General features: G+C 39.3%; 23 protein-coding genes. 10 read left to right on the top strand and 13 right to left on the bottom strand.

The window, feature by feature from the left end; all coding sequences use genetic code 11:
- Positions 1 to 11 precede the first annotated feature (11 nt).
- Both ACXAC4_RS25065 and ACXAC4_RS25060 read left to right on the top strand, forming a co-directional pair.
- Positions 12 to 494, top strand: a complete 483-nt coding sequence (locus ACXAC4_RS25065) for a GNAT family N-acetyltransferase (protein WP_475167154.1) — start codon at positions 12 to 14, stop codon at positions 492 to 494.
- Positions 495 to 544: 50 nt separating this feature from the next.
- Positions 545 to 898: a hypothetical protein gene (locus tag ACXAC4_RS25060; RefSeq protein ID WP_475167152.1), complete on the top strand. Its 354-nt coding sequence runs from the start codon at positions 545 to 547 to the stop codon at positions 896 to 898.
- Between the two features lie 4 nt (positions 899 to 902).
- On the opposite strand, the gene ACXAC4_RS25055 is transcribed toward ACXAC4_RS25060, so the two are convergent.
- Positions 903 to 2,291, bottom strand: coding sequence for an ATP-binding protein (locus ACXAC4_RS25055; protein ID WP_475167150.1), 1,389 nt, complete (start codon positions 2,289 to 2,291; stop codon positions 903 to 905).
- Between the two features lie 250 nt (positions 2,292 to 2,541).
- On the opposite strand from ACXAC4_RS25055, the gene ACXAC4_RS25050 reads away from it, so the two are divergent.
- A complete protein-coding gene (locus tag ACXAC4_RS25050) occupies positions 2,542 to 4,566 on the top strand; it encodes a methyl-accepting chemotaxis protein (protein WP_475167145.1) in 2,025 nt (674 codons plus the stop codon).
- A 133-nt stretch (positions 4,567 to 4,699) separates the two neighbouring features.
- Positions 4,700 to 5,569: a PhzF family phenazine biosynthesis protein gene (locus ACXAC4_RS25045; protein WP_475167140.1), complete on the top strand. Its 870-nt coding sequence runs from the start codon at positions 4,700 to 4,702 to the stop codon at positions 5,567 to 5,569.
- 43 nt (positions 5,570 to 5,612) lie between these two features.
- Here the strand turns inward: ACXAC4_RS25045 and ACXAC4_RS25040 are convergent, their stop codons facing one another.
- Complete coding sequence (locus tag ACXAC4_RS25040; RefSeq protein ID WP_475167132.1) at positions 5,613 to 6,677, bottom strand: alpha/beta hydrolase; 1,065 nt, start codon at positions 6,675 to 6,677, stop codon at positions 5,613 to 5,615.
- A 107-nt stretch (positions 6,678 to 6,784) separates the two neighbouring features.
- Between ACXAC4_RS25040 and ACXAC4_RS25035 the strand changes: the two genes are divergently transcribed.
- Positions 6,785 to 7,657, top strand: coding sequence for a LysR family transcriptional regulator (locus tag ACXAC4_RS25035; protein WP_475167128.1), 873 nt, complete (start codon positions 6,785 to 6,787; stop codon positions 7,655 to 7,657).
- 67 nt (positions 7,658 to 7,724) lie between these two features.
- Here the strand turns inward: ACXAC4_RS25035 and ACXAC4_RS25030 are convergent, their stop codons facing one another.
- From ACXAC4_RS25030 to ACXAC4_RS25000, 7 genes are all read right to left on the bottom strand, one after another.
- The gene (locus ACXAC4_RS25030) at positions 7,725 to 8,627 is read right to left on the bottom strand and encodes a TolB-like translocation protein (RefSeq protein WP_475167127.1); all 903 of its coding nucleotides are present in this window, start codon (positions 8,625 to 8,627) and stop codon (positions 7,725 to 7,727) included.
- Positions 8,628 to 8,726: 99 nt separating this feature from the next.
- Positions 8,727 to 9,635 (bottom strand): TolB-like translocation protein, encoded by a 909-nt coding sequence (locus tag ACXAC4_RS25025; RefSeq protein WP_475167124.1) that lies wholly within the window; start codon positions 9,633 to 9,635, stop codon positions 8,727 to 8,729.
- Positions 9,636 to 10,173: 538 nt separating this feature from the next.
- Positions 10,174 to 10,941 carry an arsenical resistance protein ArsH gene (arsH, locus tag ACXAC4_RS25020; protein WP_475167121.1) on the bottom strand — a complete coding sequence of 256 codons (768 nt, stop codon included), beginning with the start codon at positions 10,939 to 10,941 and terminating at the stop codon, positions 10,174 to 10,176.
- Between the two features lie 79 nt (positions 10,942 to 11,020).
- Complete coding sequence (gene sigZ, locus ACXAC4_RS25015) at positions 11,021 to 11,566, bottom strand: RNA polymerase sigma factor SigZ (protein ID WP_349287585.1); 546 nt, start codon at positions 11,564 to 11,566, stop codon at positions 11,021 to 11,023.
- Positions 11,567 to 11,626: 60 nt separating this feature from the next.
- The gene (locus ACXAC4_RS25010) at positions 11,627 to 11,971 is read right to left on the bottom strand and encodes a HopJ type III effector protein (RefSeq protein ID WP_475167119.1); all 345 of its coding nucleotides are present in this window, start codon (positions 11,969 to 11,971) and stop codon (positions 11,627 to 11,629) included.
- 93 nt (positions 11,972 to 12,064) lie between these two features.
- Positions 12,065 to 13,204, bottom strand: a complete 1,140-nt coding sequence (locus tag ACXAC4_RS25005; protein WP_475167117.1) for an alpha/beta hydrolase-fold protein — start codon at positions 13,202 to 13,204, stop codon at positions 12,065 to 12,067.
- A 109-nt stretch (positions 13,205 to 13,313) separates the two neighbouring features.
- Positions 13,314 to 13,907, bottom strand: coding sequence for a LysE family translocator (locus ACXAC4_RS25000; protein ID WP_475167115.1), 594 nt, complete (start codon positions 13,905 to 13,907; stop codon positions 13,314 to 13,316).
- A 96-nt stretch (positions 13,908 to 14,003) separates the two neighbouring features.
- Here ACXAC4_RS25000 and ACXAC4_RS24995 point away from each other — a divergent pair, with 96 nt between their 5' ends.
- Entirely contained in the window at positions 14,004 to 14,456 is a 453-nt protein-coding gene (locus ACXAC4_RS24995) for an Lrp/AsnC family transcriptional regulator (RefSeq protein ID WP_475167113.1), read from the top strand.
- A 268-nt stretch (positions 14,457 to 14,724) separates the two neighbouring features.
- Here the strand turns inward: ACXAC4_RS24995 and ACXAC4_RS24990 are convergent, their stop codons facing one another.
- Positions 14,725 to 15,942 carry an NnrS family protein gene (locus ACXAC4_RS24990; protein WP_475167110.1) on the bottom strand — a complete coding sequence of 406 codons (1,218 nt, stop codon included), beginning with the start codon at positions 15,940 to 15,942 and terminating at the stop codon, positions 14,725 to 14,727.
- A gap of 183 nt (positions 15,943 to 16,125) precedes the next feature.
- On the opposite strand from ACXAC4_RS24990, the gene norR reads away from it, so the two are divergent.
- The 4 genes from norR to ACXAC4_RS24970 all read left to right on the top strand — a co-directional run bounded on the left by norR (position 16,126) and on the right by ACXAC4_RS24970 (position 19,663).
- Positions 16,126 to 17,733 carry a nitric oxide reductase transcriptional regulator NorR gene (gene norR / locus ACXAC4_RS24985; protein ID WP_475167104.1) on the top strand — a complete coding sequence of 536 codons (1,608 nt, stop codon included), beginning with the start codon at positions 16,126 to 16,128 and terminating at the stop codon, positions 17,731 to 17,733.
- A 239-nt stretch (positions 17,734 to 17,972) separates the two neighbouring features.
- The gene (gene bfr, locus ACXAC4_RS24980; RefSeq protein WP_475167099.1) at positions 17,973 to 18,443 is read left to right on the top strand and encodes a bacterioferritin; all 471 of its coding nucleotides are present in this window, start codon (positions 17,973 to 17,975) and stop codon (positions 18,441 to 18,443) included.
- Positions 18,444 to 18,446: 3 nt separating this feature from the next.
- Positions 18,447 to 18,935 (top strand): bacterioferritin, encoded by a 489-nt coding sequence (gene bfr / locus ACXAC4_RS24975; RefSeq protein WP_130255369.1) that lies wholly within the window; start codon positions 18,447 to 18,449, stop codon positions 18,933 to 18,935.
- Positions 18,936 to 19,330: 395 nt separating this feature from the next.
- Positions 19,331 to 19,663 (top strand): zinc ribbon domain-containing protein YjdM, encoded by a 333-nt coding sequence (locus ACXAC4_RS24970; RefSeq protein WP_058032344.1) that lies wholly within the window; start codon positions 19,331 to 19,333, stop codon positions 19,661 to 19,663.
- Between the two features lie 64 nt (positions 19,664 to 19,727).
- Here the strand turns inward: ACXAC4_RS24970 and ACXAC4_RS24965 are convergent, their stop codons facing one another.
- From ACXAC4_RS24965 to ACXAC4_RS24955, 3 genes are all read right to left on the bottom strand, one after another.
- Positions 19,728 to 20,411, bottom strand: coding sequence for a LipL32 family surface lipoprotein (locus ACXAC4_RS24965; protein ID WP_475167094.1), 684 nt, complete (start codon positions 20,409 to 20,411; stop codon positions 19,728 to 19,730).
- A 175-nt stretch (positions 20,412 to 20,586) separates the two neighbouring features.
- On the bottom strand, positions 20,587 to 22,641 hold the full coding sequence (locus tag ACXAC4_RS24960; protein ID WP_475167091.1) for a S9 family peptidase: 2,055 nt from the start codon (positions 22,639 to 22,641) through the stop codon (positions 20,587 to 20,589).
- A gap of 162 nt (positions 22,642 to 22,803) precedes the next feature.
- Entirely contained in the window at positions 22,804 to 24,030 is a 1,227-nt protein-coding gene (locus ACXAC4_RS24955) for a threonine/serine exporter family protein (RefSeq protein ID WP_475167087.1), read from the bottom strand.
- Positions 24,031 to 24,128: the final 98 nt, after the last annotated feature.

The raw sequence follows: 24,128 nt of genomic DNA, 5'->3' as shown, positions 1-24,128 counted from the left end.
CAATAAAAAAGATGATGATCCAACAGTTAAACAATTCAGTTTCTAAAGTTAGCCAGCAAATTTATCAGGTTTTTCAAAGCTCTTACAAAATCGAGGCTGAGCTAGTTGGTGTTGAAGACTTTCCGCCTTTGTCACGCACAGTTGAACACATACAAGCATCAACGACTCAGTTTTATGGATTTATTGTTGAAGGTAAGCTTGCGGGTGTAATTGAAATATCGTTGAATGAGGAATCAGCAGAGAATATTTCAAAAACAACATTAGAAATAGAGAGCTTAACGGTATCTCCATTGTTTTTTAAACAAGGGATAGCGAGTCTTTTAATTGAGTTTGTTCTTCAAACGAAAGCGTTTGAATATGCTATCGTCGAAACGGCTGCGGTTAACCAACCAGCAATTAAGCTTTACGAGAAACATGGTTTTAGAATTTTTAAGAAGTTTACACCCGAGCACGGTATTGAAAAGGTGGCACTGAAACAGAGTGGTTATAAATAAAAGCGTTCATAAGTAAAAGTACGCATAAGTAAAAAGCCATAGGACGGATTATGTTATTGATTGCTGCAAGTATTCTTATTATTTTGGGGGTTCTGCATTCGGTACTGGGTGAGAAGTTTATACTTATCAGACTATTTCGTCGTGATAATTTGCCAAAAATTTACGGTAGTGATGCTTTTACTAAAGGAACTATAAGGTTTGCTTGGCATATCACATCAATTGCCTGGTTTGGCTTTGCTTCGCTTTTATTCATGCATAGTGAGGGTAGCAGTGAAAATATTCTTTATGTTGTGAGTTTAGTTTTTTTACTGAGTACTGCTTTGTCGGCTTATTTTACGAAAGGTAAACACTTCTCATGGTGGCTCTTTTTAGCTGTTGCAATATTAAGCTATCTCAGTATTTGAACTGCTAATTTAGAACTGGGATAGCTATATTAAAGCGGCTACCTTTTCCTGGCTTGCTCTCAACAGTAATCGAACCTTGATGACTTTCAATAATTTTATGTGATACAGATAACCCTAAGCCTGTGCCTTCTCCAACCTCTTTTGTTGTAAAGAAGGGGTCAAAGAGTTTATTAACCGTAGATTGCTCCATACCGCAGCCGTTATCTGCAATAGTGATATGAATACACTGATTATGTAAACGGCTTTGTATGTCTATTTTGCCGTTATCAGAGATTGCATCATTGGCATTCATCAGTAAATTGATGAGCACTTGGCTCAATTCGATTGGAAGGCAGTCAATGAGGGGAAGTTCTGCCAAGTTGATATCAATGTCAATATTAGGATTAAGCTCGGAGGCAACCATATTAACAGCGAGTTGAATGACGTCTTTATTGATATCGACATTGGCAATTGGCATTTTTTCCATTTGAGAGAAATGTCCTAGGTCTTTAGAGATCACTCGGATCCGCTTTAAACCACTTTCAACACTTTCCATTATTGAGTGAGTATCATCGAAAATAAACTCAAGATCATGCTTGGCCGATAATTCCTTTGCGAGTTCAGAGTTATTTTCTTCAATATCGCCCCATGCCAATTTAATATCATCTATATATTCAGCCAAAGATTCCATATTGCTGGAGACATAACCAAGGGGAGTGTTAATTTCATGGGCTACGCCTGCAGCAAGTTGACCAATTGATGCTAGCTTTTCTGAATGGATTAACTGCTGTTTAGTTTCTTCTAACTCACCCAGAGTATTTCTTAAATCTGTGTTTGCTTGCTCTAGTTGCTTTGTGCGCTCAATCACTTTGGCTTCGAGGTTTTCATTGAATGCTGATAACTCTTTTGTCATTTCATCCAATTGAATGAGATGTTCATAAGTTCTAAGTGAAGCTGTAATAGATGTAAAAAGTCGCTGCTTGGTGAGTTCAGTCTTAGATTTGTAATCGTTGATGTCATAGTTCAACATTACTTCATGTTCTGGCATTTCACCTGGCTGACCAGTTCTGAGGATTATTCTAACTAAAGTGTTATTAAATACTTCGCGCACATGACCTGCTATTTTCAAGCCAGCATCATCGGTTTCCATAACGACGTCTAATAAAATGAGCGACAAATTATCTATAGATTGAATTAACTTAAGTGCTTGCTCAGAGTTATAAGCATGATAAAGCGTAAGGTTCTTGCCTTGGTATTGGTATGTGTTTAATACCAATTTAGATAGCTTATGGATTTCGTCGTCGTCATCGACTATGAGTACAGGCCAGGTATTGAGTTGAAATTGGGGGGCTGGAGGTGTTGAAAAAACGGGCTCGTCTTGGAATAAAAAGACATTATCAGGCTCATTGGACATAAAAACTCCCAGGCCAAGTTCATACTATCTCTGTTTGACTATAGCAAACATTGCCACTTGAATGTACCACAAATTTCTAGCACTTAAGTTTGTTCATCTAAATTTTTAAAAATCGATATTATAAATTTGCAACTTTTGATGTTAATTGCCTAAATTTATTAAATAAACATTAATTGTTTTAGAGTAAATGCTTGGAATTTGCTTTGTTTTGTAACATAGTGGTCGGTCCTCAACCGTGGGAACCATTTTTATGCTTAGCAATTTAACAATAAAACAAAAAATAACAGCAGGCTTTGGGGCAATCGGGATTTTGCTTTTACTGGCGTGCTCATTGGGATATATGGCGCTGTCACAGATCAGTGATGCAAATAGAAAAGTAACGGACATAACACTACCAGGGCAACGGGCCGTTGATGAGCTTCAGCTTCAGCAATTGAGGTTAAGCAAACTCATTGCTCAAGCTTACAACTTAGAATCACCTGGTGAGGTTACTCAAGCAAAACAAAGTTTTGACAAAGCCTCATCATCGCAGCAGACGTTAGTAGTTCAACTCAAAAACAAGTTGTCATACGATCAAACTTTAAGTGGCTCATTATCAAAGGTTGAACAAACTGTTGAGGCTATGGAGCAAGCAGGCGAAAGAATGCTTGCACTTAAAACGACATCACTCCTTGCTCAGAATGACATCTCTTCACTCCTCATAAAACTTCTAGATAACAAAGAGCAAGCGAGTGTTGCTATGCTAGATATAGAATTGCTCGAAGGTGTGAATAATCGTCAACTTGAAGAAATGATGGGGACAGGTGTTCGTATTGACGATATGCTGTTTACGTTAGAAAGCAATGCTAAACAGATCCCTACGTTAACTCTCGCTAATCTCAGCGAGCATAAAGAAGATATGTCTTTTATTTTAGACAATATCAGTGACAACTTTGCTTTTCTTAAACGTCAAGCTCAAGGCGTTAATGCAGAGGAAGTATTTAACAACTTTGAAAATGCACAACGGGAGCTTGAGAGTTTACTTCGCTCACCTGGTAGTTTATACGCTCAGCTTGATAAACAACGCCAGTCTCAAGTAGATGCGACAGCCGCTTATCGTCAATCAGAACTGCACTCTGTCAATGTCATTAGCGCATTAAATGCAATACAAGATAAGACCAAAACATCGTTTGAATCGTCTCAAAAACTTACACAAGAATTGATTGCTCAAGCCCAAACCAGTGCGATTATCTTAGTGATCATCTTTGTCGGTTTAGCAGCATTTATAGCATATTCGACCAGTAAAGCCATGCTCTCCCCATTGAAAGCTGTAAATAAAATGCTGAATTTTTTGGCCGAGGGAGATTTCTCTCGCGACATGAAAAAGCGTAATGACGACGAATTTGGTACTTTAATTGATAATATTAACAGGGTAAAAGACAGCCTTAGAAACTTACTGAATGACATAAACACCAAAGTGCACGAGCTTGATAGCGTGTCTGAAAAGTCGCTGTCTGAGAGTCGGCTAGTAGCAGATAATGCTGCATCACAAATGATCAGAATGGATGACGCAGCAAGCTTGGCACAAAATGTATCTAGTTCAGCATCAAATGTGTCTCAAAATGCGCAGCAAAGTTTAGAGAGCTTACTTCAAGCGAATGAACGCAAAGCAGAGGCTTCAACCTTGGTAGTTGATAATCAGTCTCACATCGAATCTCTAGATGAAAAGATGGCAGAGGCGGTGGAAATGATGACCCGTTTGACCTCGCACAGTAACAATATTGGCTCGATTCTAGACACCATTGTGTCGATTGCTGAACAGACTAACCTGCTTGCCCTGAATGCTGCCATTGAAGCCGCAAGAGCGGGTGAGCAAGGCCGAGGTTTTGCGGTTGTTGCCGATGAAGTAAGAACGCTTGCATCTCGTACTCAAGATTCAACCGAAGAAATCAATAAGATGATTTCGGCCTTACAGCAAGATACTAAGCAAGCTGCTAATGCGATTCATGTAGGGCAAACAGATGCATCTGTTTGTGTTGAACAAAGCCAAGCATTGGTTGCTGTAATGCAACAAATTGAAGATGCGCTAAATGAAGTGACGCATTTAAGTGAGCAAGTGACACAATCAGCGGGGCAACAAGAGGGCGATTGTCAGCGTATTGGCCATGTCATGCTAGAAGCGAAAGATACCGCAAGCGAAAATGCCAGCTCGATGAAACAAATGGCCAAAGGCAGTGAGTCATTAAGTGAATTTGCGCATAGGCTGGCTGACTCTGTAGAAAGGTTTAAGCTTTAACTGCTCAGAGATTAACAAATAAGCCGCTTTTGATAGCGGCTTTTTTTATTTTAATCAGTAAACGTTTTGATTGCGCTCTTTTACTTTGAAGGTTAACTTCATAACGATTAGGTAATAATTTAAAGGTGTTGATTTGCAAAGCATAAACGCTATTTTAGTTAATTCGTTCACAATGGACGGCAAAGGCGGAAACCCAGCTGGAGTAGTACTAAACGCGGACGACTTGTCTTATGCTGAAAAACTCAAAATAGCACAAGCTGTAGGTTACTCAGAAACTGCGTTTGTCTCAAAAGATGATGAGGTTGATTTTGAAGTGTCGTTTTTTACTGTCACGGATGAAGTTGACTTTTGCGGTCATGCTACGCTTGCTACTTTTTCAACTTTATTGAGCAAGAATCTAATTTCTGCAGGCAAGTATAAACAACGCACGAAAGCAGGCATTTTATCAGTTAATGTTGAAGAAGATGGCCGTGTAGTGATGGAGCAAGCTTGCCCGACTTATTTACAAACCTTCGAGTATGAAGATATCGTTGAATTAATTGGTTTACCGCTTGACGTATTATCTTCAACTCAGTTACCCATTGAAGTCATTTCCACAGGCTTACATGATGTGATTGTGCCAGTGCCTTTAGGTTGTTTAGACAAATTAGAAGTAGATAACGAGAAGCTTAGCGAGTTTTGTGAAAAGTACGATTTAATTGGTATGCATGCTTTTGAGCTAAATGATTCTGACAGTGAATTCACTGCCAGTTGCAGAAATTTCGCGCCGCTTTTTGGTATTCCAGAAGAGTCAGCGACAGGTAGTTCAAGTGGCGCTTTGGCTTGTTATCTTGTTAAGCATGTTTTTGCAGGCGAAGAGACACTTGATTTTGTTTTTGAACAAGGCCGCGCTATGGGACGAGCATCCAAGTTGAGTGCGAGTGTAAAGCTAGAAAACGGACAAGTAAGCAAAGTCGAGGTAGGTGGTGAAGCCAAAGAGATAAACGTTCTAAAGGTAAGCTAAAATACTGTGGCATCACTAACGCCACAGTATTAAAAAAGAGTATTTATAGTAACGATTGAAAATGCGGTAACATGCTTTGTGCTATTCGCTCTCTGACTTTGCTACTGTGATCGCCATCAAATACGATTACATTTACTTTGGTTTTTTGTGCTTCACTTAACGTTTTTAACTTGAGGCTACCATCTGCAATCCATTTATATTCATCGTGTTTGCCTACTTCAACTCTAACCGAGTGTAATTTTGATAACACCTTACTATCACTATATTGGTTGATTAACTCTCCAAAACCAAAGCGCCATTTATGTATTTGTGATTTAACTTGGCTAAAGTGTGCACCGAATGGTTCTCCATTGTGACCCGCAAATGCACCACCATATGCCATTACAAATGCAGCATTACTGTTATCCTCGCCATTTTGCCAAAGTGCCATGCCTTGAAAGCTTTTAAATTCTTCTTTCATTAAGGTTTTTGGTGAAGTTGTTTTAGCGAGTGCACTGCGAAAGCGCTCATAATGCGCAATTGCTTTGGTATTGCCTAAATATGAAGTACTTAGGCCATTATCGTCAATTAAACCTGGACTTAAAGCAAAAACATGACCAAATTGAGCTGGGTTGTCAGCGGCAAATCGTAATGCACCTGTGCCTCCCATAGAAAAGCCTGCTATTGCTGTGTGTTTGCTATCTGTTTTAGTACGGTACTTGTTGTTTACCCATTGCACAGCCTCTTTAGTAACAAAGTCCGCGAATCTGCCATGCGCTTTGGAGTTAACGTAAAAACTACCTCTTAGCGGCGTGTCACCATCAATCATAACGACTATGAATTTGAGAGGCTCTTTGGTTTGCTCATAATCAGCAAATATTTTCTCGAAGGAATTTGCAAAGTTAGCCCCCCAATTATAAGCACCTAAGAAATATAAAACTGGGTATGCTTTATTACTTTTTTCGTAATCTTTTGGTAAATAGACGCTAATGGTACGAGTTGCATTGGTGCCAATAAAGTTGTCTGCAATGGCTGGTGAATATATTTGATGTTGCTGTAAATCCGCTTCTGCAGATAGCGAAACGCTCAAGAGTAGTATTAGACATATCGCTTTTAAGAGTATTTTCATAAAGATTCCTTTTATACGGCTTAAGAATTTCTTTATTAATACCTTGATAATTGATACAAAACAAATATAAAAATTAGCGTTATTTATATGAAATGAATATAGATTGGTTGGATATCAAAAAATGTCGCTACATAGTGGTTGTCGCTGAAGAGCTTAGTTTTAGTAAGGCTGCAGAGCGTTTAAATATGGCGCAACCGCCCTTAAGCCAGCAAGTAAAAAATATTGAATCTCGCCTAGGGCTTCAAATTTTTGAGCGTTCAACACGATCTGTGAACTTGACTATGGAAGGCAAGAAGATAGTTACAATTGCTAAAGGACTATTAGAAAGTCATCAAGCCATCGCTGAAACGCTTAAAAATATTGAAAATAGGCCTCTTGCATTGGGTGCAATACCACTTGCATTCGATGCTTTTTTAAGTGAGAGAATGGCGTGCCTTCACAAAGAAAACTCAGATATTGTAATTAATCTACAAGAAGGCAATACGAAAGAATTGCTTACAGCTTGTGATAAAGATTTATTAGATGCTGCAGTCGTCAGGCTTCATGAACATGACTTACCTAGACATCAAGTTTATAAATTAAAGCAAGAAGACTACGTGGCTGTATACCCAAAGAGCTGGAATGTGGATCTAGCTAAACAGACAGTGTGCTTATCAGAATTTAATGATAAGCCTTATATAAGTTATCCACGTAAGATCCAACCCGAGTTATTCGATAAAATTGCCAGTGAATTTGAAAAAGTGAAATCTGAGCCTTGCAGTATACAGCAAGTAAAATCAAAGGCTGTGACTATGTCTTTGGTAGCAAATAATTTAGGGTTTGCGATTGTACCATTTAGCATCGTGAAGCGTTTTAAGGATGATGTGGATTTTGCTTTTATTGAGCAATCTTTACCGAGTGTAGATTATTACTTATATTGTAAGAAGTTTGATTCAAATGAAAAAATGAAGCGGCTCTTGGCACTTTTAAAGAGTACATAGATATAAGTTGACCTAACTTAGTGGGAAGTCAGGTCAATTGAACTGAAAGTTATTTGTAAATAAACAGCTAGATTTTAGGCCTTAGTTTTTCAATCACCTCAGAACTTACCCAATAAATATTAGAGAAGCCTTCTTTTTCATCAAATCTGCTAAAAAACAGAAATTTACCATCAGGGCTAACCGTGGGGACGGTTTCACTTACTTTGCTGTTTATGCCTTCCCCTAGATTAATAGGCTTTGACCAACTACCGTCTTTTTGTTTGAAATAAACATACAAGTCTCTGTCTTTTCTTGATTTTTCTTCTATATTTCTATTATCAATGAGTAAATAGCTTTGATCAGGTGAAATGAACCCATGAATTCCAAAAGGGATATCTGCTGGGAAGATTTCTGGGTATTGCCCATTTTTGAGCGGTGAATAAAAGGTTTGTGATTTAAAGATATCCGTATAATAAAGGTCGCCATTGCTTGCTAGTGTAGAGTTAAATACTTCTTCGTTATTGATTGGAGATTTAAGTTTTCTGGCTGTGCTCCAACCATTATTTTCTCGTTTGACTACCCAAATTTTGGTATCGGTGAAGTCTTTATTATACGCAGTAAAGTAAATATGCTTACCATCTTGTGACACAAATGGCTCCATTTCTCCAGCCTTCTGACCTTGGGTAAAATTTGCTTCTTTTATCGGTTGCCATACACCATTAGTCATTTGTGAGTAGTGTATAGATGCCACATCGCCTTCTTTTTGCGAGGAGAAATAGATTTCTTCGAGATTTGGAGTAAATGAAACCCCCATTTCATATCGACCTTGAATAGATATAAGGTCTGGCGCAAAGACTTGAGGAGTTAAACTGGGCGGTGTTTGTCCTAAATACTTACCTTCAAGATTTGGTTCTTTGTTTTGACCATAAGCCACATTACTTAAAGAAAGTATCAAAATGAATAATGAGATTACAACAGATCTTAGGTTCATAACTTTCCTATACATTTTGTGTTGTTATTGTGAGTTTTTAGATTCAAGTGGCACAATCAAACTGGGATCTTAGTGTGCCACTCTAAAACTAGCATGTTTTTATTCAGTTAAAGTCACATCGTTATTGCTGTGCTTTTCCCTCAATCGTTCAATAATTTCTGCGCTTGACCAATAGATGTCTATGTCTCTTTTTTCTCTGTCGATAGTTCGGTTAAAGAGAATATATTTCCCATCGGGTGTAACGCTGGCGTAAAAATCACTTTCTGCTGAGTTTACTTCTGGGCCCATGTTAATGGCCTTGCCCCAATCGCCATTGTCTTCCTTGAAACTGATATAGAGGTCTGACTTACCAAAGCCGCCTTCTCTTTCGCTATCCCAAATAATATAGCTTTCATCTGGTGCGATAAGAGGGTGAGCAGTCCATTTCCCTGTGTTAATTTGTTTTCCCATGACTTCAGGTGCTTGGCGTTGGCCGTTAACTAATTTAGAAATACGGATAAGATCATTGCTTTTATAGTCATCGAATACGTACGAGCCTTGGTTTGATACTGATAGACGCATGATGCCATATTCTTTTTTGTCGATTAATGGCCCTAAGCTTTTTAGTTCAGACCAGCCTTCAGTTGTGCGCTCTCTGTACTTTTCAGCCATATACATGGTGTTACCATCTTCAGAGAATACAATCTCGCCACTGCGTGGGAACTGGGTAAATTTACGCCATTTACTATTCTCTAGCTTGTAGCCAATCACCGTCGGGCTGAACTTTTTGTCTTTGTTGCCTTGCGCAAGGTCAATGGTGTAATAAAACTCTTTCATACCGGGTGCGAACACACCTTCAAGTTCCCAACCCTGTGTTGAAATAATACCCGGTGCAAAGGGTTCAGCAGTTAACCCCGGCGTTTGCTGGCCCATATATGCGCCTTTAAATGTGGCGAACTCTGTCTGCTCAGCATGTAGCTGAGCAAGGGGCAATATAGATAAAGTTAAAACTATCAATTTCTTTAACATGGTGTTTCTTCCTGTAACGAGACCCAACGTGAGTCGATGATTTTCATGTTGACGAATTGATATTCCACTTTATAAAAACAAAAAACATGAAAGGACTATGAAATCAGTCTGACGTCTTGCTGATGTTTTTTATTAGCAATCATTTCAATATTTTAAAGGTTTCTAGGCAGGGGGGATTTGATTTTTCTGCAAGTTGTATAAGTGTTGTTTAAATAAATAGGTTCGGTCGAAACCAAATTAACTAGCAGTAATAGAAAGACAGTTTGAGAGGGAAACTGTCTTTCACTAACTTAGCATTTGAATTTAGAGTTATACCAATCCTCTTAATTAAGTGATCTATTTTGAGGCAAGTAAAACTTGTCGATAGCTAGGCGAAAATTTTGCTATTTAGTTGTTCTAAATAAGAAATTATCAACGAAGCTAACGTCAGTTTTAGTCCCTCAAAATGATTAAGTATTATTGAGGATTGGTATTAACTTCTAGTATCCGGTTACTATGAAATCTAACAATACATATAAAGAAAGTATTCTAGTTTAAATTAGCAACATGCAACTTTGGAAGTATTCGTCGCAGCAGCTTGTTTCTTTGTTTTACACTTGGGCTTTACTTCAAGTACATCAGCCTGATTCACTTGTTCTTTAATAGCAGTATTAATGCTCTCTTTACGCTCACTGTATCGGTCAACCAACCAATCTAGGTTATCGCGAGTCAGCAATGTGAATTTCATTAGCTCTTCCATCACATCGACAATACGAGCGTGGTAGGGGGACTCTTTCATCGTACCGTCTTCGTTAAATTCTTGCCACGCTTTCGCAACTGAAGATTGATTCGGTATGGTTAACATACGCATCCAACGCCCGAGTATCCGCATATTATTTACAGCATTAAAGCTTTGTGAGCCGCCTGATACTTGCATGACGGCCAGTGTCTTTCCTTGTGTGGGTCTTACTGCACCTTCTGAGAGTGGGATCCAGTCAATTTGGTTTTTAAGCACAGCCGACATGTTGCCGTGAATTTCGGGAGAAGACCAAACTTGAGCTTCTGACCATTTTACTAAAGCGCGCAACTCTTGGACTTTTTCGTCTTCGACCGATACGCCATTATCAAAAAGAGGCAGTCCTTTTGGGTTGAACAACTTAACTTCAGCGCCTAAATGCTCAAGTATTCTTGCCGCTTCTTCTGCTGCATAACGACTCATTGATTGGGCTCTAAGTGAGCCGTAAAGCACCAATACACGCGGTTTATGATTGCTGATTGAGAATTGCTTAGGGGTTACGTCAAAAGCTTGGTTGCTTAATAAATGCATTTCATCTCCAATAGTGGTGTTTTGTATTCACTTATTAAGACGAAGCGCGGTTCAAAAAGACGAAACTATTTTAAAGTTTTTATTTAATTCTTTTTTCTGTTTGTTGTGGTTTTCTATGATAGTCAATTAGATTGCCTTGTTTATCTAACTCAAAATCACAGCAGCGATCGAAAAGCACTTTTAAGTCAGTTCGACTCTTTTGCATTCTAGACTTAAAGGTGGAGTAACTTACTCCAAGCTGTTCAGCTTGTTGTTTTTGAGAGCAGCCTTCTAAGTCAATCTTTCTTATTAAGTCAGCTTCATCTTCAGGCATGGCCTGCAGAAATGGTTCGATGCATCTAATTAAATCAGCACGGATGTTTGCATCTTGTTTTTCAATTACCTCGATCAACTCGGTATGCTGGTAGTTATTGTGTTTGCGATAAAAATCAATAATGGCGTGATTGGCAATTTGGAAAAGCCAAGGCTTGATACTGGCTTGATCTTTCAGCTGGTGGATCTGCAAATGTGTTTTTAACAAGATGTCTTGTAATAACTCTTCGGCGTCAGCTGGGTTAGACACTTTCGACAGTAAAAAAGCGTGCAGGCTGTTTTTGTATTCAGCCCAAATTTGTTCAATAGACATAATATCAAATAGTGGTTTAAAGCTTCTTTATCTTAAACCACTATCTGAATGACGAAAAGCTTACTGAAGCGGCGTACCGTCGAAAGTAACTGCTGCGACACTCGATTCAGCTTTCAAAAGGGTACGGATATTACCGTGATCGTCATTTTCAGGGTGTTGAACAACGTCGATACGATAATAATCACCAAAGCAATGTAGTGTCTGTTCTTTGCTTAAGTTGTTGAGTTGTGCAAAAGCTAAGATTTTACAAGAGCCTTGGTTTTGCTCAGCACTGCTTTGCAAGCCATTATTGTTAAAAGCTGTCGCAGTGTAAGTATAGTTATCAGCAATTATTTGCTGACACAGTTCAAAAGTAATGGTTTCTGGTTGGGCGTTAAGCTGAGCTAAGAAGTCGTTTAATGTCATAAGTTTGTTCCTTTTTTGCTGAGTTTAACGTGCAGAGCGTAGCAGCTCAATTGAATAAAACTAAGCTGCTTAAATTGCCTAAACAAACTGAGTCTAAAGTTTGCTCAATTCACCTTTGAAATAGGTGAGGGCATCTTGATTGTTGAGCTTAGTCGCAAGCTTAATGCCTTGTTGTAATGTGAGGCGGCTCTTTTCAGTTTCTCCCAATTGTTCATAAACCTTTGCTAGCCTGCTTAAGTAGAAGGTATTTTCTGGGTGCGAATTTACTAAATATTGCATCGTTGAAACGGCTTTTTCACCTTGTTTGTGTTCTACATAGTGAAAACTTAAATCGATTAAGCTTGGGTTTGGACTAAGCGTTTGCTGGTATTTTTCAGAGAGCTTTTTAAAGTAAGCAATGACACTTTGTCGGCCTGCATTTGCAAATTGCGCTATTTCTGGGGTTTTATCGGCAAATAGGTTTTCCATAGCATCGGTAATACTCAGGCTTGCAACCGATAAGAAATTATATTGGCTGTAATTTGCAAATCTAGCCTGAAACGCTTGCTGACTAAAATTGGCTTTGATGTTTTCAAACAGTGGTGCGTTATTAACGAAGGAGCCAAGAGAAAGATAAAAAAACCTATCTTGATATTGTTCTGAATACTTTAGCTTTGAAAGTCTTTCAACAAGTCCTGACTTGTCTAACTCTAGAGCTGGTGAGCTAGCGATAAAACCATTAAATAAAGTCGGCGATTGTTCATATGCAAACAGCACAAAATTACCATTACTCGAATAGCCTTCTAGTACCTTGTAGTCGTAAGTTAAGTAGGTTTTATCGATAAATGGGATGAGTTCATTTTTTAGTACATTTAATGTTAAGGGATTGGCAACGCCGGAAGCCGATACAAATTTAGGATGGAGTGTTGACTCAACATTAAGTTGGGGTAATTGTACGATGATCATGGCAGGCATTGGGCCCATTTCAACATGACTTAGCCAATCGGTTTGATAAGTAAGCATATCAATTCGACTGCCTCCTGATGTGGTATAGAGTACAGGGTATTTTTGATTTTTGTCATACCCCCAAGGCAATATGACATCGAATGAAATCGCCTGTTTGGCAGCCTTAGATTGAAACTGATGCTTTATTGTTTGAACACCCTTGCTTTGTTGTTCTTGTGCGTGTGCGAGCGAGTTTAATAGGCAGGCGAGTAAAAGTATGAATAATGTGAAGTGTTTAATTATGTTCATGGTGACTCCTTGAATAGTTGCCACCATGATGAAAGTAAATACAGCTAATTAATTGATTTTCTATTGATAAAAAACTGATATTTTGCTGATGAAAAGTTTATAGCAGTTTTTAAAGCGCTGGAACAATAGAGATGATTAATAGCCCCGCCATGGCCCAGTTAAACTTTTGCATATGATTTGGCTGCTTCAATATTGCCTGCATTTTTTGTCCTAAAACAATCCAACTCACTACACAAGGGAAGCCAACGATTGCAAAAATAACAGAGATTATAGTGACTGTGAGTAAGTTTTGTTCTGGTGCATAAACGCTCACCGCAGTGAGTGCCATAGTCCACGCTTTAGGGTTGACCCACTGAAAGAGTGCAGCTTGCATAAATGAAAAAGGTTTGCCTTTTTCTGTAATATCTTTGCTCTCACTTGGGGTTGCGGTTGCAATTTTGTAGGCAAGGTAAAGCAAATAGACAATAGAAATGACTTTTAAAATGTCGTAAGTCACTGGGAACGCATTGAATAGTTGCATGACGCCTAACCCAACTAACTCGATCATAATAGCAAAGCCAACCACGACACCCATCAGGTGTGGCACAGTCATTTTAAAACCAAAGTTTGCGCCAGAGCTCATCAGCATTAAATTATTTGGTCCTGGCGTGATAGATGAAACAAACGCGAACGCCGCAAACGCGAGAATGATTTCTTGTGTCATAGGATTATTCCTTTACTTGTGTTAAAACAAGCTTAGCGAGTTTCTAGCTCAATTATCACGCGTATTTCACTTTTATAAACTTGGGTTTTGCAATTAATGACGAAAATAGATGGATATAACCAACAAATATTGCGCATTTTAGAAAGGGATGGGCGAATTGCCAACACTGAGCTTGCTGAGCAAATTGGTTTGTCACCTTCAGCCTGCTTAAGAAGAGTGCAAGAATTAGAAAAGTCAGGTTTGATAAAAGGCTACAAGGCAGTAGTAGATCCCGAAAAGCTGGGCGTTGGTTTTATCGCTTATGTGGCTGTTGGGTTGACTGAGCACTCAACACCTTCTCAACTCGCATTTGAGCAAGCCCTACAAGCTGTTGATGAAATCAAAGAGTGCCATAATGTGACGGGCCCGTATGAATATCTTTTGCGTATAGAAACTAAAGACCTACATACCTTTAAAGCACTTCATGCTGATGTGCTGGGCTCAATTTCTCAGGTGAGAACCATCACCACCCATGTAGTGATGGACTCTCCAAAAGACACAAGACAGTAGCGCTTTAGTTAAAACAGTAGAAAACAAAGTTGGTGTTAAAAATTATTATCTTGTAGCTTTTAGCCAACTCTATAAACCCGACATAAAGTCGGTGCTACCGAGTTGATTTCAGAAAATGAGTCGTTATTTTTAACGCCAACTCGCCAACTCGCCAACTCGCCAACTCGCCAACTCGCCAACTCGCCAACTCTATTAACCCGACATAAAGTCGGTGCTACCGTGTTGATTTCAAAGAATGAGTCGTTAATGTTAATGCCAACTCAGCTTTTTAACCTCTGCGCCCATCAACTCTTTTCTTCATTAAAATAGGTGTATAAAACCACAAGAAGATGGCAAAGCCGACAACCCACAAATAAGCGCTGATATTCCACGCTAGATGAGGAGAATAGACAATTGGCATGAATGATCGAACTAGTGCGCTTAAAGCTATGAAAGCGAATGCCCAAGCTACCATGTTTGCCGGTTTTAATGCTCTACCAGTATGACCAAGTGAGACTCTTGCCATCATTGCCAAGATCATTAATCCAATGCCACCAATGGTAATTAAATGCAGTGCATCGGCCGGATTAATTTGGCCTGTCAGGTAGCTAAACGCGAGAAATAAAATGCCAACTGCACTTAAAAAGTAGCCTAAATGCAATGACCAAAGCAGCGGTACTTTAAATACTCCTTTATCAAACCACAAAATGGTGCGAGTTAAATGCAAAGTGGCAGCAGGAAGTAAAACAAAACCAACATTGATATCAAGAGAAAAAAGCTTGATGCTAGCAAAACCAGCCATCGCCATTAGGCTAAATAACAGCAGCAATTTATCGAGCTTAGGTGTTTTTACTTGTTCATCTCGATTTAAACCGCGCGCCGTAAAAAATGGGATGACACGCCCTCCAATAATGCCAATTAATAACATAAAGCCAAGCACAGCCAACTGAGTGAACAAGCGGGCGAGCGAATATTCGCCTAACCAAGTACTCATTAAAAATGCGCTATTAAATAGAGTGAGTAAGGCGAGTACAACAATCATGATGTAATTGTGTTTTGAAGCCGATGACACCAGCATATGGCTCAAATAAGCAATAGCAAAAAGCCAGAAGAATATTTGCCCAAGTAGTAAAAGTAACTGGTTGTCTGCATAAAAAATGAAAATAGCTCGGCAAGAAACCCAAATCGCGCTGAGGGTAATTAAGCCTTTACCAGAAAGTCCAGGCACACCAGTCCAAGTTTGTGCTGCTGTGAGTAAAAAACCAATAGCCACCGCTGAAGCAAAGCCAAAGATCATCTCGTGTGCATGCCAAAGTGTGGCAGGAATTTGTGCTTGCCAAGAGAGTGTGCCATTTAAAATAAATTGCCATAGCAAAATAGCGAGCACAGACCAAAGCCCTGCTAATAAAAAGAATGGCCGAAAGCCAAGCATGAATAATGGCCATTGATGTGGCTTGAAAAGTTTAAACTCACCAGGCACCGGCTCAGTTAGATTGATAGGTCTCATGACTACTCCACAGCATTTAAATTATCTTTTTAGGGCTTGTGAGAGTAATGGCATTTACTGTGCCAAATATTATTCTTATTAAAATCAGATTATTAGTAAGGTTTAATAAATAATAATTTGAATGAGAGAGTCATTTTGACTTAAACTTTGCGTGTCTTTTGGTAGGTAAAGAGTCAAAAATACATGGAGCAACGTTCGTTATCTTCACTGCTTATGCTTAATAGAGCGTTAGCTCGGGCATTACCTAACTCTGCGCAATTCGACGTAGAGCATTGTTTTGAAGCCGTTATTCAGGCTGTTAAAGAGTGTTTTATTAGTGATGCCATTGCCTTGTTACTCTATCAAAATAACAAACTGGTACCTGTTGCCATATCAGGATTAATGCCAGATGTGTTGGGTAGACACTTTGTGATAGACAAACATCCTCGTTTACAGGCAATTAGTCAGTCGGATAAGGCTGTCAGATTCAGTGCCGACAGCGAACTCCCAGACCCTTATGATGGGCTTCTTATTGCACAAGAAGGTGATATTCCTGTTCACGCGTGTATGGGGTTTCCGATCAAGCATCAAGATCAATTGCTTGGAGTGATCACGGTAGACAGTTTAAATGCGGGCACTTTTGAAGACTATGCGCCGTCTTTTTTGCAAATGGTTAATGAGGCTTTGACCCGTCATGTTAGTGCCATACTACTCACCCAAGATCTGCTCACTAAAGCGCAGCAGGGCAGTCACTTGATCACCGAACTGAGTAAAGGCCAATACGAAATGGTCGGGCAAAGTCTGGCCATGAAGCAATTACAAAGAGATATTCAACTTGTAGCAGGTTCTGACTTTACCACGTTAATCACGGGTGAAACAGGCACAGGTAAAGAGCTAGTTGCTCACTCTCTGCATAATCAATCTCTACGTGCGAGCAAAGTGTTCGTTCAAGTCAATTGCGCCTCTTTACCCGAGACGTTGGCCGAAAGTGAGTTATTTGGTTATCGTAAAGGCGCTTTTACTGGGGCAAACTCACATCGTGATGGTAAGTTTCTGCTTGCGGACGGCGGCACGATTTTTTTAGATGAAATCGGTGAGTTACCGCTCAATACTCAAAGTAAATTACTTAGAGTATTACAAAGCGGTGAAATTCAACCAGTTGGTGCTGATAAAACTCAATCTGTAGATGTGCGGGTCATCGCAGCAACCAACCGAAATCTATTAGAAGAGGTTGAGGCTGGGCGTTTTCGTGCAGACTTGTATCATCGATTGAGCGTTTTCCCGATTAAAGTGCCTTCTTTAAACGAGCGCTTGGATGATATTCCGTTACTGACAGGCTTCTTTGCTGAAAAAGTCAGTAAGCAACTAGGCATTGCGCAATTAAAGTTATCGCCGAATTTGTATCAATTACTGCAATCTTACAATTGGCCAGGTAATATTCGTGAGCTTGAACATGTGATAAGCCGTGCAGCATTAAAAGCAAAACAAAAACAGTGGCCAAGTAGCATTATTAGTGTAGATGAAAGTGACTGCGAACTATTTACAGGAAGCCAAGAGCATAAAAATTCTACTAATAGCTGCTCTAGTTTTGAAAGCACAAAAGCGGCCAGCTTTAATCAAACTAGTACTGACTTAAGCCAAATAGCTTCATTAAAGTCTGCCACTGAACAATTTCAAAAAAAATTAATAGAGCAGGCTTTGTTAGAGCATGAACTAAATTGGGCAGCAGCAGCTAGGACATTAAAGCTCGATAGAGCAAACCTGGTACGTTTGGCCAAACGCTTAGGTATTGCAGTGAAAAAAACAATTTAGCTATATAAATTATAGAGTTAACATCTATTTCAATTCTGGTGTTGACTATGTTTATGTGTTTAGTAAAAAAGTATGGTGTTAAGAGTGTTTTTGCTAATCTAAATCACTCTCAATAATGTTATAAGTTGTTTATTTTAAAAGAATATATTAATTCTTTACTTATCTTTAAATGGTCTTGCGGTGGCTAATTTTTAGTCTAGTGTTATAGGGCGTCTCGTAACTTTTATTTAGGGGGCCCTATGCAGGGTAACAAACAAGTCATTGCGCAATTAAATGCGATTTTGACATTAGAACTGACGTCGATAAATCAATACTTCCTTCACGCCCGTATGTTCAAAAACTGGGGGCTAGAAGAGCTAAACGAAAAAGCCTATAAAAAATCAATAAAAGACATGAAACAAGCGGACGATCTTATCGAACGTATCTTGTTTTTAGAAGGCTTACCAAACTTACAGCACCTCGAAAAATTACGTATCGGTGAGCATACCGAAGAAATGCTCGCGTGCGATATGGCATTCGAGTTAGAGCAAATCCCAGCCTTAAAAGTGGCCATTGAATTGTGTGAGAAAGAGCAAGATTACATTTCTCGCGAACTGTTAGAAGAGATCCTTGAGTACGAAGAAGAGTATGTTGATTGGATTGAAGCGCAGCAATTCCTAATTCAACACACGGGTATTCAAAATTATCTGCAGTCGCAGGTTGAGGAGTAAATCATGCAAGGTAATCCAAAAATTATCGACCTACTAAATCAACAATTGACGCTAGAGTTAACCTCAATGGATCAGTATCTCGCACATTCTAAAATGTATGAAGACTGGGGGTTGGGTAAGTTAGGACACAAACTAGCGCATGAATATGATGAAGAGTTAGATCATGCAAAGGCCATTATTGAGCGCATTCTGTTTTTAGAAGGTAAACCAGATACAGCCTCTCGTCAGCCAATCAATGTAGGTGATAACGTTCAACAAATGCTTGAAAACGATCTAGCGGCTGAGATGACAGTCGCTGCGAGTTTAAAAAACATCATAGGTGAGTGCGAAAAAGCACAAGACTATGTGACTCGTGAAATTCTAGAGAAACTTCTAGATGACACAGAAATGGATCATATTTATTGGCTTGAACAACACCTAAACCTAATCAAACTAATGGGTCTGCCAAATTACATACAATTGCAGATGGATAATAGTGCACCAGATGCGTAATTGAATGTACTTTTGTTGTTTTTATAGACAAAAGTACAATGCTTAGGGCATTGTTTTTATTCAGAAATTGCCCTAAATTTTTTATATGAGCGAACTTTACTGTCAGCCTTTAACTTGCACAGGACTGTTTTTACCTCCTTTTTAGCGGTCCGTTAAAGCATTAAAGTTCAGCTCGCTTTATATTAAGCTGAAAATAGCTCACATTATTAAGAGTGTAGGTATTATTTATTAACCTATCTGAACATCAATATTAGTACTTATTTCAAAATCACTTACTTAACCTGAATTAACCATCGTTAAAATCTGATGTTCGATCAGGTTTTTTCAAAATCCCCTCGCATGATACTTCTTTAGCCTTTAGAATACCGATATTGTAATTTTATAAGTTGTGAAATATGTCATTACCTCCTTGTCCTAAATGTAATTCTGAATACGTATACGAAGATCAAACAAACCTTGTGTGTCCTGAGTGTGCACACGAGTGGAACCCAAATGAAGTAGACGAAGATGCATTTGAAGTGAAAGATGCAAACGGTACTGTGCTTGCTGACGGTGATAAAGTGACTGTTGCTAAAGATCTTAAAATCAAAGGTAGCTCACAAGTAATTAAAATAGGCACTAAAGCCCTAGTTCGTCGCGTATTAGATAAAAAAGATCATGAGCTTGACTGTAAGGTTGATGGTGTTGGTGAAATGATGGTAACAGCTAAATTCGTTAAAAAAGCTTGATAGCTGTGATGCATTAAATTAAAAAGGCCCAAATTGGGCCTTTTATCATAAGTAAAGGCTAAGCTTAAAGCTTATTGCCATTTACTAGTTCATGTAACTCTTCAAGTGATGCTGCGATTTTAACGCCCGGTACGTTAGTACCTATTGTTGCTTCAAATGAACCTTCTACGTTTGAACGGAAAGACGTAAACGAAATACGATAAACACCACGAACAAGCGCTTCACTTGCATTATTCATTGATGTTGTTTTACGAAGAAGAGAGTTGTAGTTTGCACCACTTGGGTTTGCAGGCAACTCTGATGTATCGTCGTTACGCCCTAAGTTTTGTAGCACCTTGCCACCGTTTTTGATTTTTGTATTGTCTATGATATTTAAACGATCAAACACAATATAAGTATCAAAGAATTTATCAGCATCTTTTTGCATGCCTGGTGTGAAGTTAGCATGTTTAAAGTCATTTCCTTCAGGTGTTGAAACCGCTGGAGACATCATTGATACACCGATTTCATCAACCGCAGCAGGAACCCAAGCGTACAGATAGTACGTATCTTTGCCCTTATATTTACCTTCAGGCTGAACTGATGAGTCTACATAACCAAAGTAGTTTGAGTAGTTCGCATAAGGTAAACGCGCTTCAATGCCCGCTACACCTTCAGATACAGAGCTTTTAAGATGTGGACCTGTTGCTGAACAACCTGCTAATACAGCAGCGGTTACAAATGGTAAGACTAGACGAGAAATTTTCATTGATTCGACTCCATGTCACTAGTTAAAAAATGAGCATAGAGTATACGCATGAAACTTTTATTACTAAAGTATTAGTTTATGTAAATTTTTCATCTTTAATAAAACGAATTGAGTGAAACTCATACAAAAAAGCCACCTAAAATAGGTGGCTTTTAGTTTAATCTAGAGTGCTAAATTACTTTTTAGCTTCTTTTGCTGCTTTTAAATTTGCAGCATGGTCGATTTCATAAGTCGGCATTGTTTTCTTACCGTCAATTAGGTAGTTGTCCATCCAACGCATTAAACGAATGCTATAGTCGTATTGTGCAGCTACTTTACGGTTACCATGACCTTCACCTGGATAATACACTAGACGTACATCTTTACCTTGTACTTTCATATAACGGTATAGCTCCATTGACTGAGCTGGGTGAACGCGAGGATCGTCTTTACCGTGCATGATAAGTAATGGTGTTTCAGATTGACCTGCCCAGTAAATTGGGCTGCGCTCTAAGTACCACTGCCATTTTTCCCAAGGGTATGAACGAGCGTGTACAAGGTACATTTCATTAGAAATGTCAGTTGTACCAAACTTAGATAACTGGTTTGTAACACCTACAAACATAACACTTGCTGCGAAGTGTTCAGTCAGTTTAGTCGCGCCCCAAGCTGATGCATAACCACCGTATGAACCACCTGTAATACCAACGCGTTTGCTATCAACTAAGCCCATTTCAACTAAATGGTTTTTCATATCAACTAGGTCGTCAAACTCTTTACCTGCATAGTCACCTTGACCAAGCTTTGAGTAATCAACACCTTTACCTGTTGAACCTCGGTAGTTCGGGTAGAAAACAGCATAACCTCTTGCTGCACCCATTTGACCTGGATCTGAGTAGCTCGTTAACCAACCATCTTTGTCATGGCTTTCAGGACCGCCGTGAACCGCCATGATCAGTGGGTAACGTTTACCTTCTTGGTAATCAAGTGGGTAAATTAATACGCCGCCAATCTCTACACCATCACGCGCTTTGAATGAAATATTTTCTTGTTTAGCAAAGCGTTTGTCATTTAACCAATCATTTGAATCAGAAAGGCGTTTTGTCTTTTTACCGCGAAGCATGAAAACTTCGTTCGGGTGCTTGTCAGTATTGCCTCGAAGAACAATGGTCTTATCTGAATCAGATACAGATAGGTTAGAGGCAATCAGTTTGCCTTCTTTAACAATCTTCTTGTACTTGTTAGAGCCTACTTTAATTTGGCCAACAAAGCTTTCAGCGCCCACGTTTGCAACAAAGTTTAATGTGTTACGGCGGTTAGCCCACTCGAAATCACCAATGTGGCCCATAAAGTTCGGGATCCACTCTTCAATTTCTCCCGTCTTTGCATTACCTAGATATAGACGGCCAGTCGCAGGGTCGTGCTTATCTTCTGCGCCAAGAATGGCAACATAATCACCTTCGTATGAGAATTCAGCAGCACCTAACTTACCTTCTGTTTTGAAAGAGGTGGTAATTTTCTGTGAAGCTACGTCCATCACGTGCCACTGTGACTTCATATATTTGTCGTCAATCAGCGCTGTAGGCTGAGTTTTAACAAGTAACTTGTCACCTTCATCAGAGAAGTTGATGTCGCTTACATAGCCTTCAATTTCTACCGCAGCAGGTTTAAGCGCTTTTTCAGATTGCACTAAATCAACAAGATGTAATTGTTTGTTTTTTAGACCTAACTCATACACTTCAGCCATAAAGCCAAGCTTTTTAAGTTCTTTTTCAGTCTTATCTTTAGCAGGCATCGCTAAGATGGCAACTTGTTTGCCATTTGGGTTTAGCTTGTAGCTAGAGATTGAAGTACCGTTTAATGATAATACTTTTTGTGACTCACCGCCGTTAGCAGCGATGCGGTATAAAGACGTGAATTTGTCAGTTTTCTTTTTGGTTAGGAAGTAGATGAAGTCACCATCAGCAGACCACTGAATGCTGCGAACACTCACTTTACCTGTGATGAAAGGGCGCTCAACGCCTTTGTCATCAACAACATAAAGCTCTGAGTAGTTTGTGCCATTAGCATCAATATAAAGCTCTCTTGGCACTGAGCGTGTAAAAGCAACAAGTTCGCCTTCAGGATCTACCGCTGTTTGTCCAACAGATTGGATTTTTGGAATGTCTTCGATTGTTATTGTGTCATTTGCAAATGCAGACGAGGTAACTAAACCCACTGCAAGTGCAATTGTTGATTTTATTAACTTCATTATATGACCTTGTTGTTCAGTTTTGTTCGCTATTTTATAGTCACAAATAGTGATTTCCAGTGTTTGCGATTAAGCGAGAATGATTAACGACAAGATTTTAAAAGAAGTATTGTTAATTTAATAGAAAAGAAGGCTGCTCAGTTTATGCAGCCTTAATTGTACTTATAAACTTTTCTTTGGTGGTAACGCCACGTTTGCGAAAATTAAACCCGCAACCAGTGACATGAAGATCAAAAACGTTTGTTGACCAATTTGGTCTGCATTCACGAAACTTTGTCCTTCAATTAATGAGTTCAAACCAATGTATGTCTTTGACCCTGGTACAAGAACAATAAGCCCTTGCATAGCCACTATTGAGGCTGGAGCATTCACTACACGGTTAAACAAATTACTAAAAACGCCTACTGCAAAAGCACCAACGAATGCGCCAATGCTGTAGTCAAAGTAAACCGCAGCGCTGATACTTGCTGCATAGGCGATAAAACCTGAAGCAATCGACCAACTTGCATGCTTTAGTTTGGTTCTAAAGATGATAATTAAGCTACTACATAAGAGTAATATAGCTAACCATGCCGTCCATTTAGGCAGCGCTTCGGGTTGAATAAAATCAGTTTGCCCGAACAGTGCAAAACCAATGCTAATTCCAAGAAATGCGCCAAAATAAAGTTTAAATAGCAGCATGACAGCATCCATCACACGCGCTGTGCCTGATACCAAATGTCTTGCTGATAACTCGGCAAAACCCAGTGCCAAAGCGAGGCCTGGAATAAATACAATGATCGATGATAACACCACGAGTCGTATGTTGACCCCAGGGTCAATGTAGCTACTTACTGCACATGCTGCTATTGCAGCTGCAATGGCAACCAACGGCTCCAACATATGAGTTACGCGTTTAGAGCGGGCTGACCAGAGTACAAACAGAAATACGATAAGTGAAATCAAACCTGACCATAAAACATCGTTCCAGCTGGTGCCCATTAGCATTGCAAAAGCGGCACCAGAGACCATAAAAGCAAAACCAGTAAACCAATTATTAAATGGGTTCTTGCTAGTATCTATGGTTTCAAGGTTCGCATCGGCTTCTTCGATAGTTAATTCGCCAGCCAACATACGAGTTACTACATCATCGGTATCTGCTAACGAACCTAAATCATGATCGCCAGGTTCGACACGCGCAACATGCGTATACTCTTCTTCATGGCCGTCTGTCCATATAACAAAGGTCACTGAAGTTGGTGACATAACAAAAGACGACTTCAAGTTTAAGTGTGTTGCGACTTCCATTAAGTGCGCTTCAAGTCGATAGGCTGGCGTACCGTATTTATGCAGCATTTTGCCAAGCTTAACGATAAACTTTCTTTTTTGCGTAAAACTAGCTGTGTTCAAGTTTTTAAACCAAATGAGGGTGGTAAAAGTAAATATTAGGTTAACTATAGCCGAAGTTAACCTAACTGGTATGCTTTGTTAGAAACGGTGCGAATTCT

This window comes from Pseudoalteromonas sp. AWM4_233, assembly GCF_056158285.1.
This window is presented reverse-complemented; position numbering and strand designations above follow the sequence as displayed.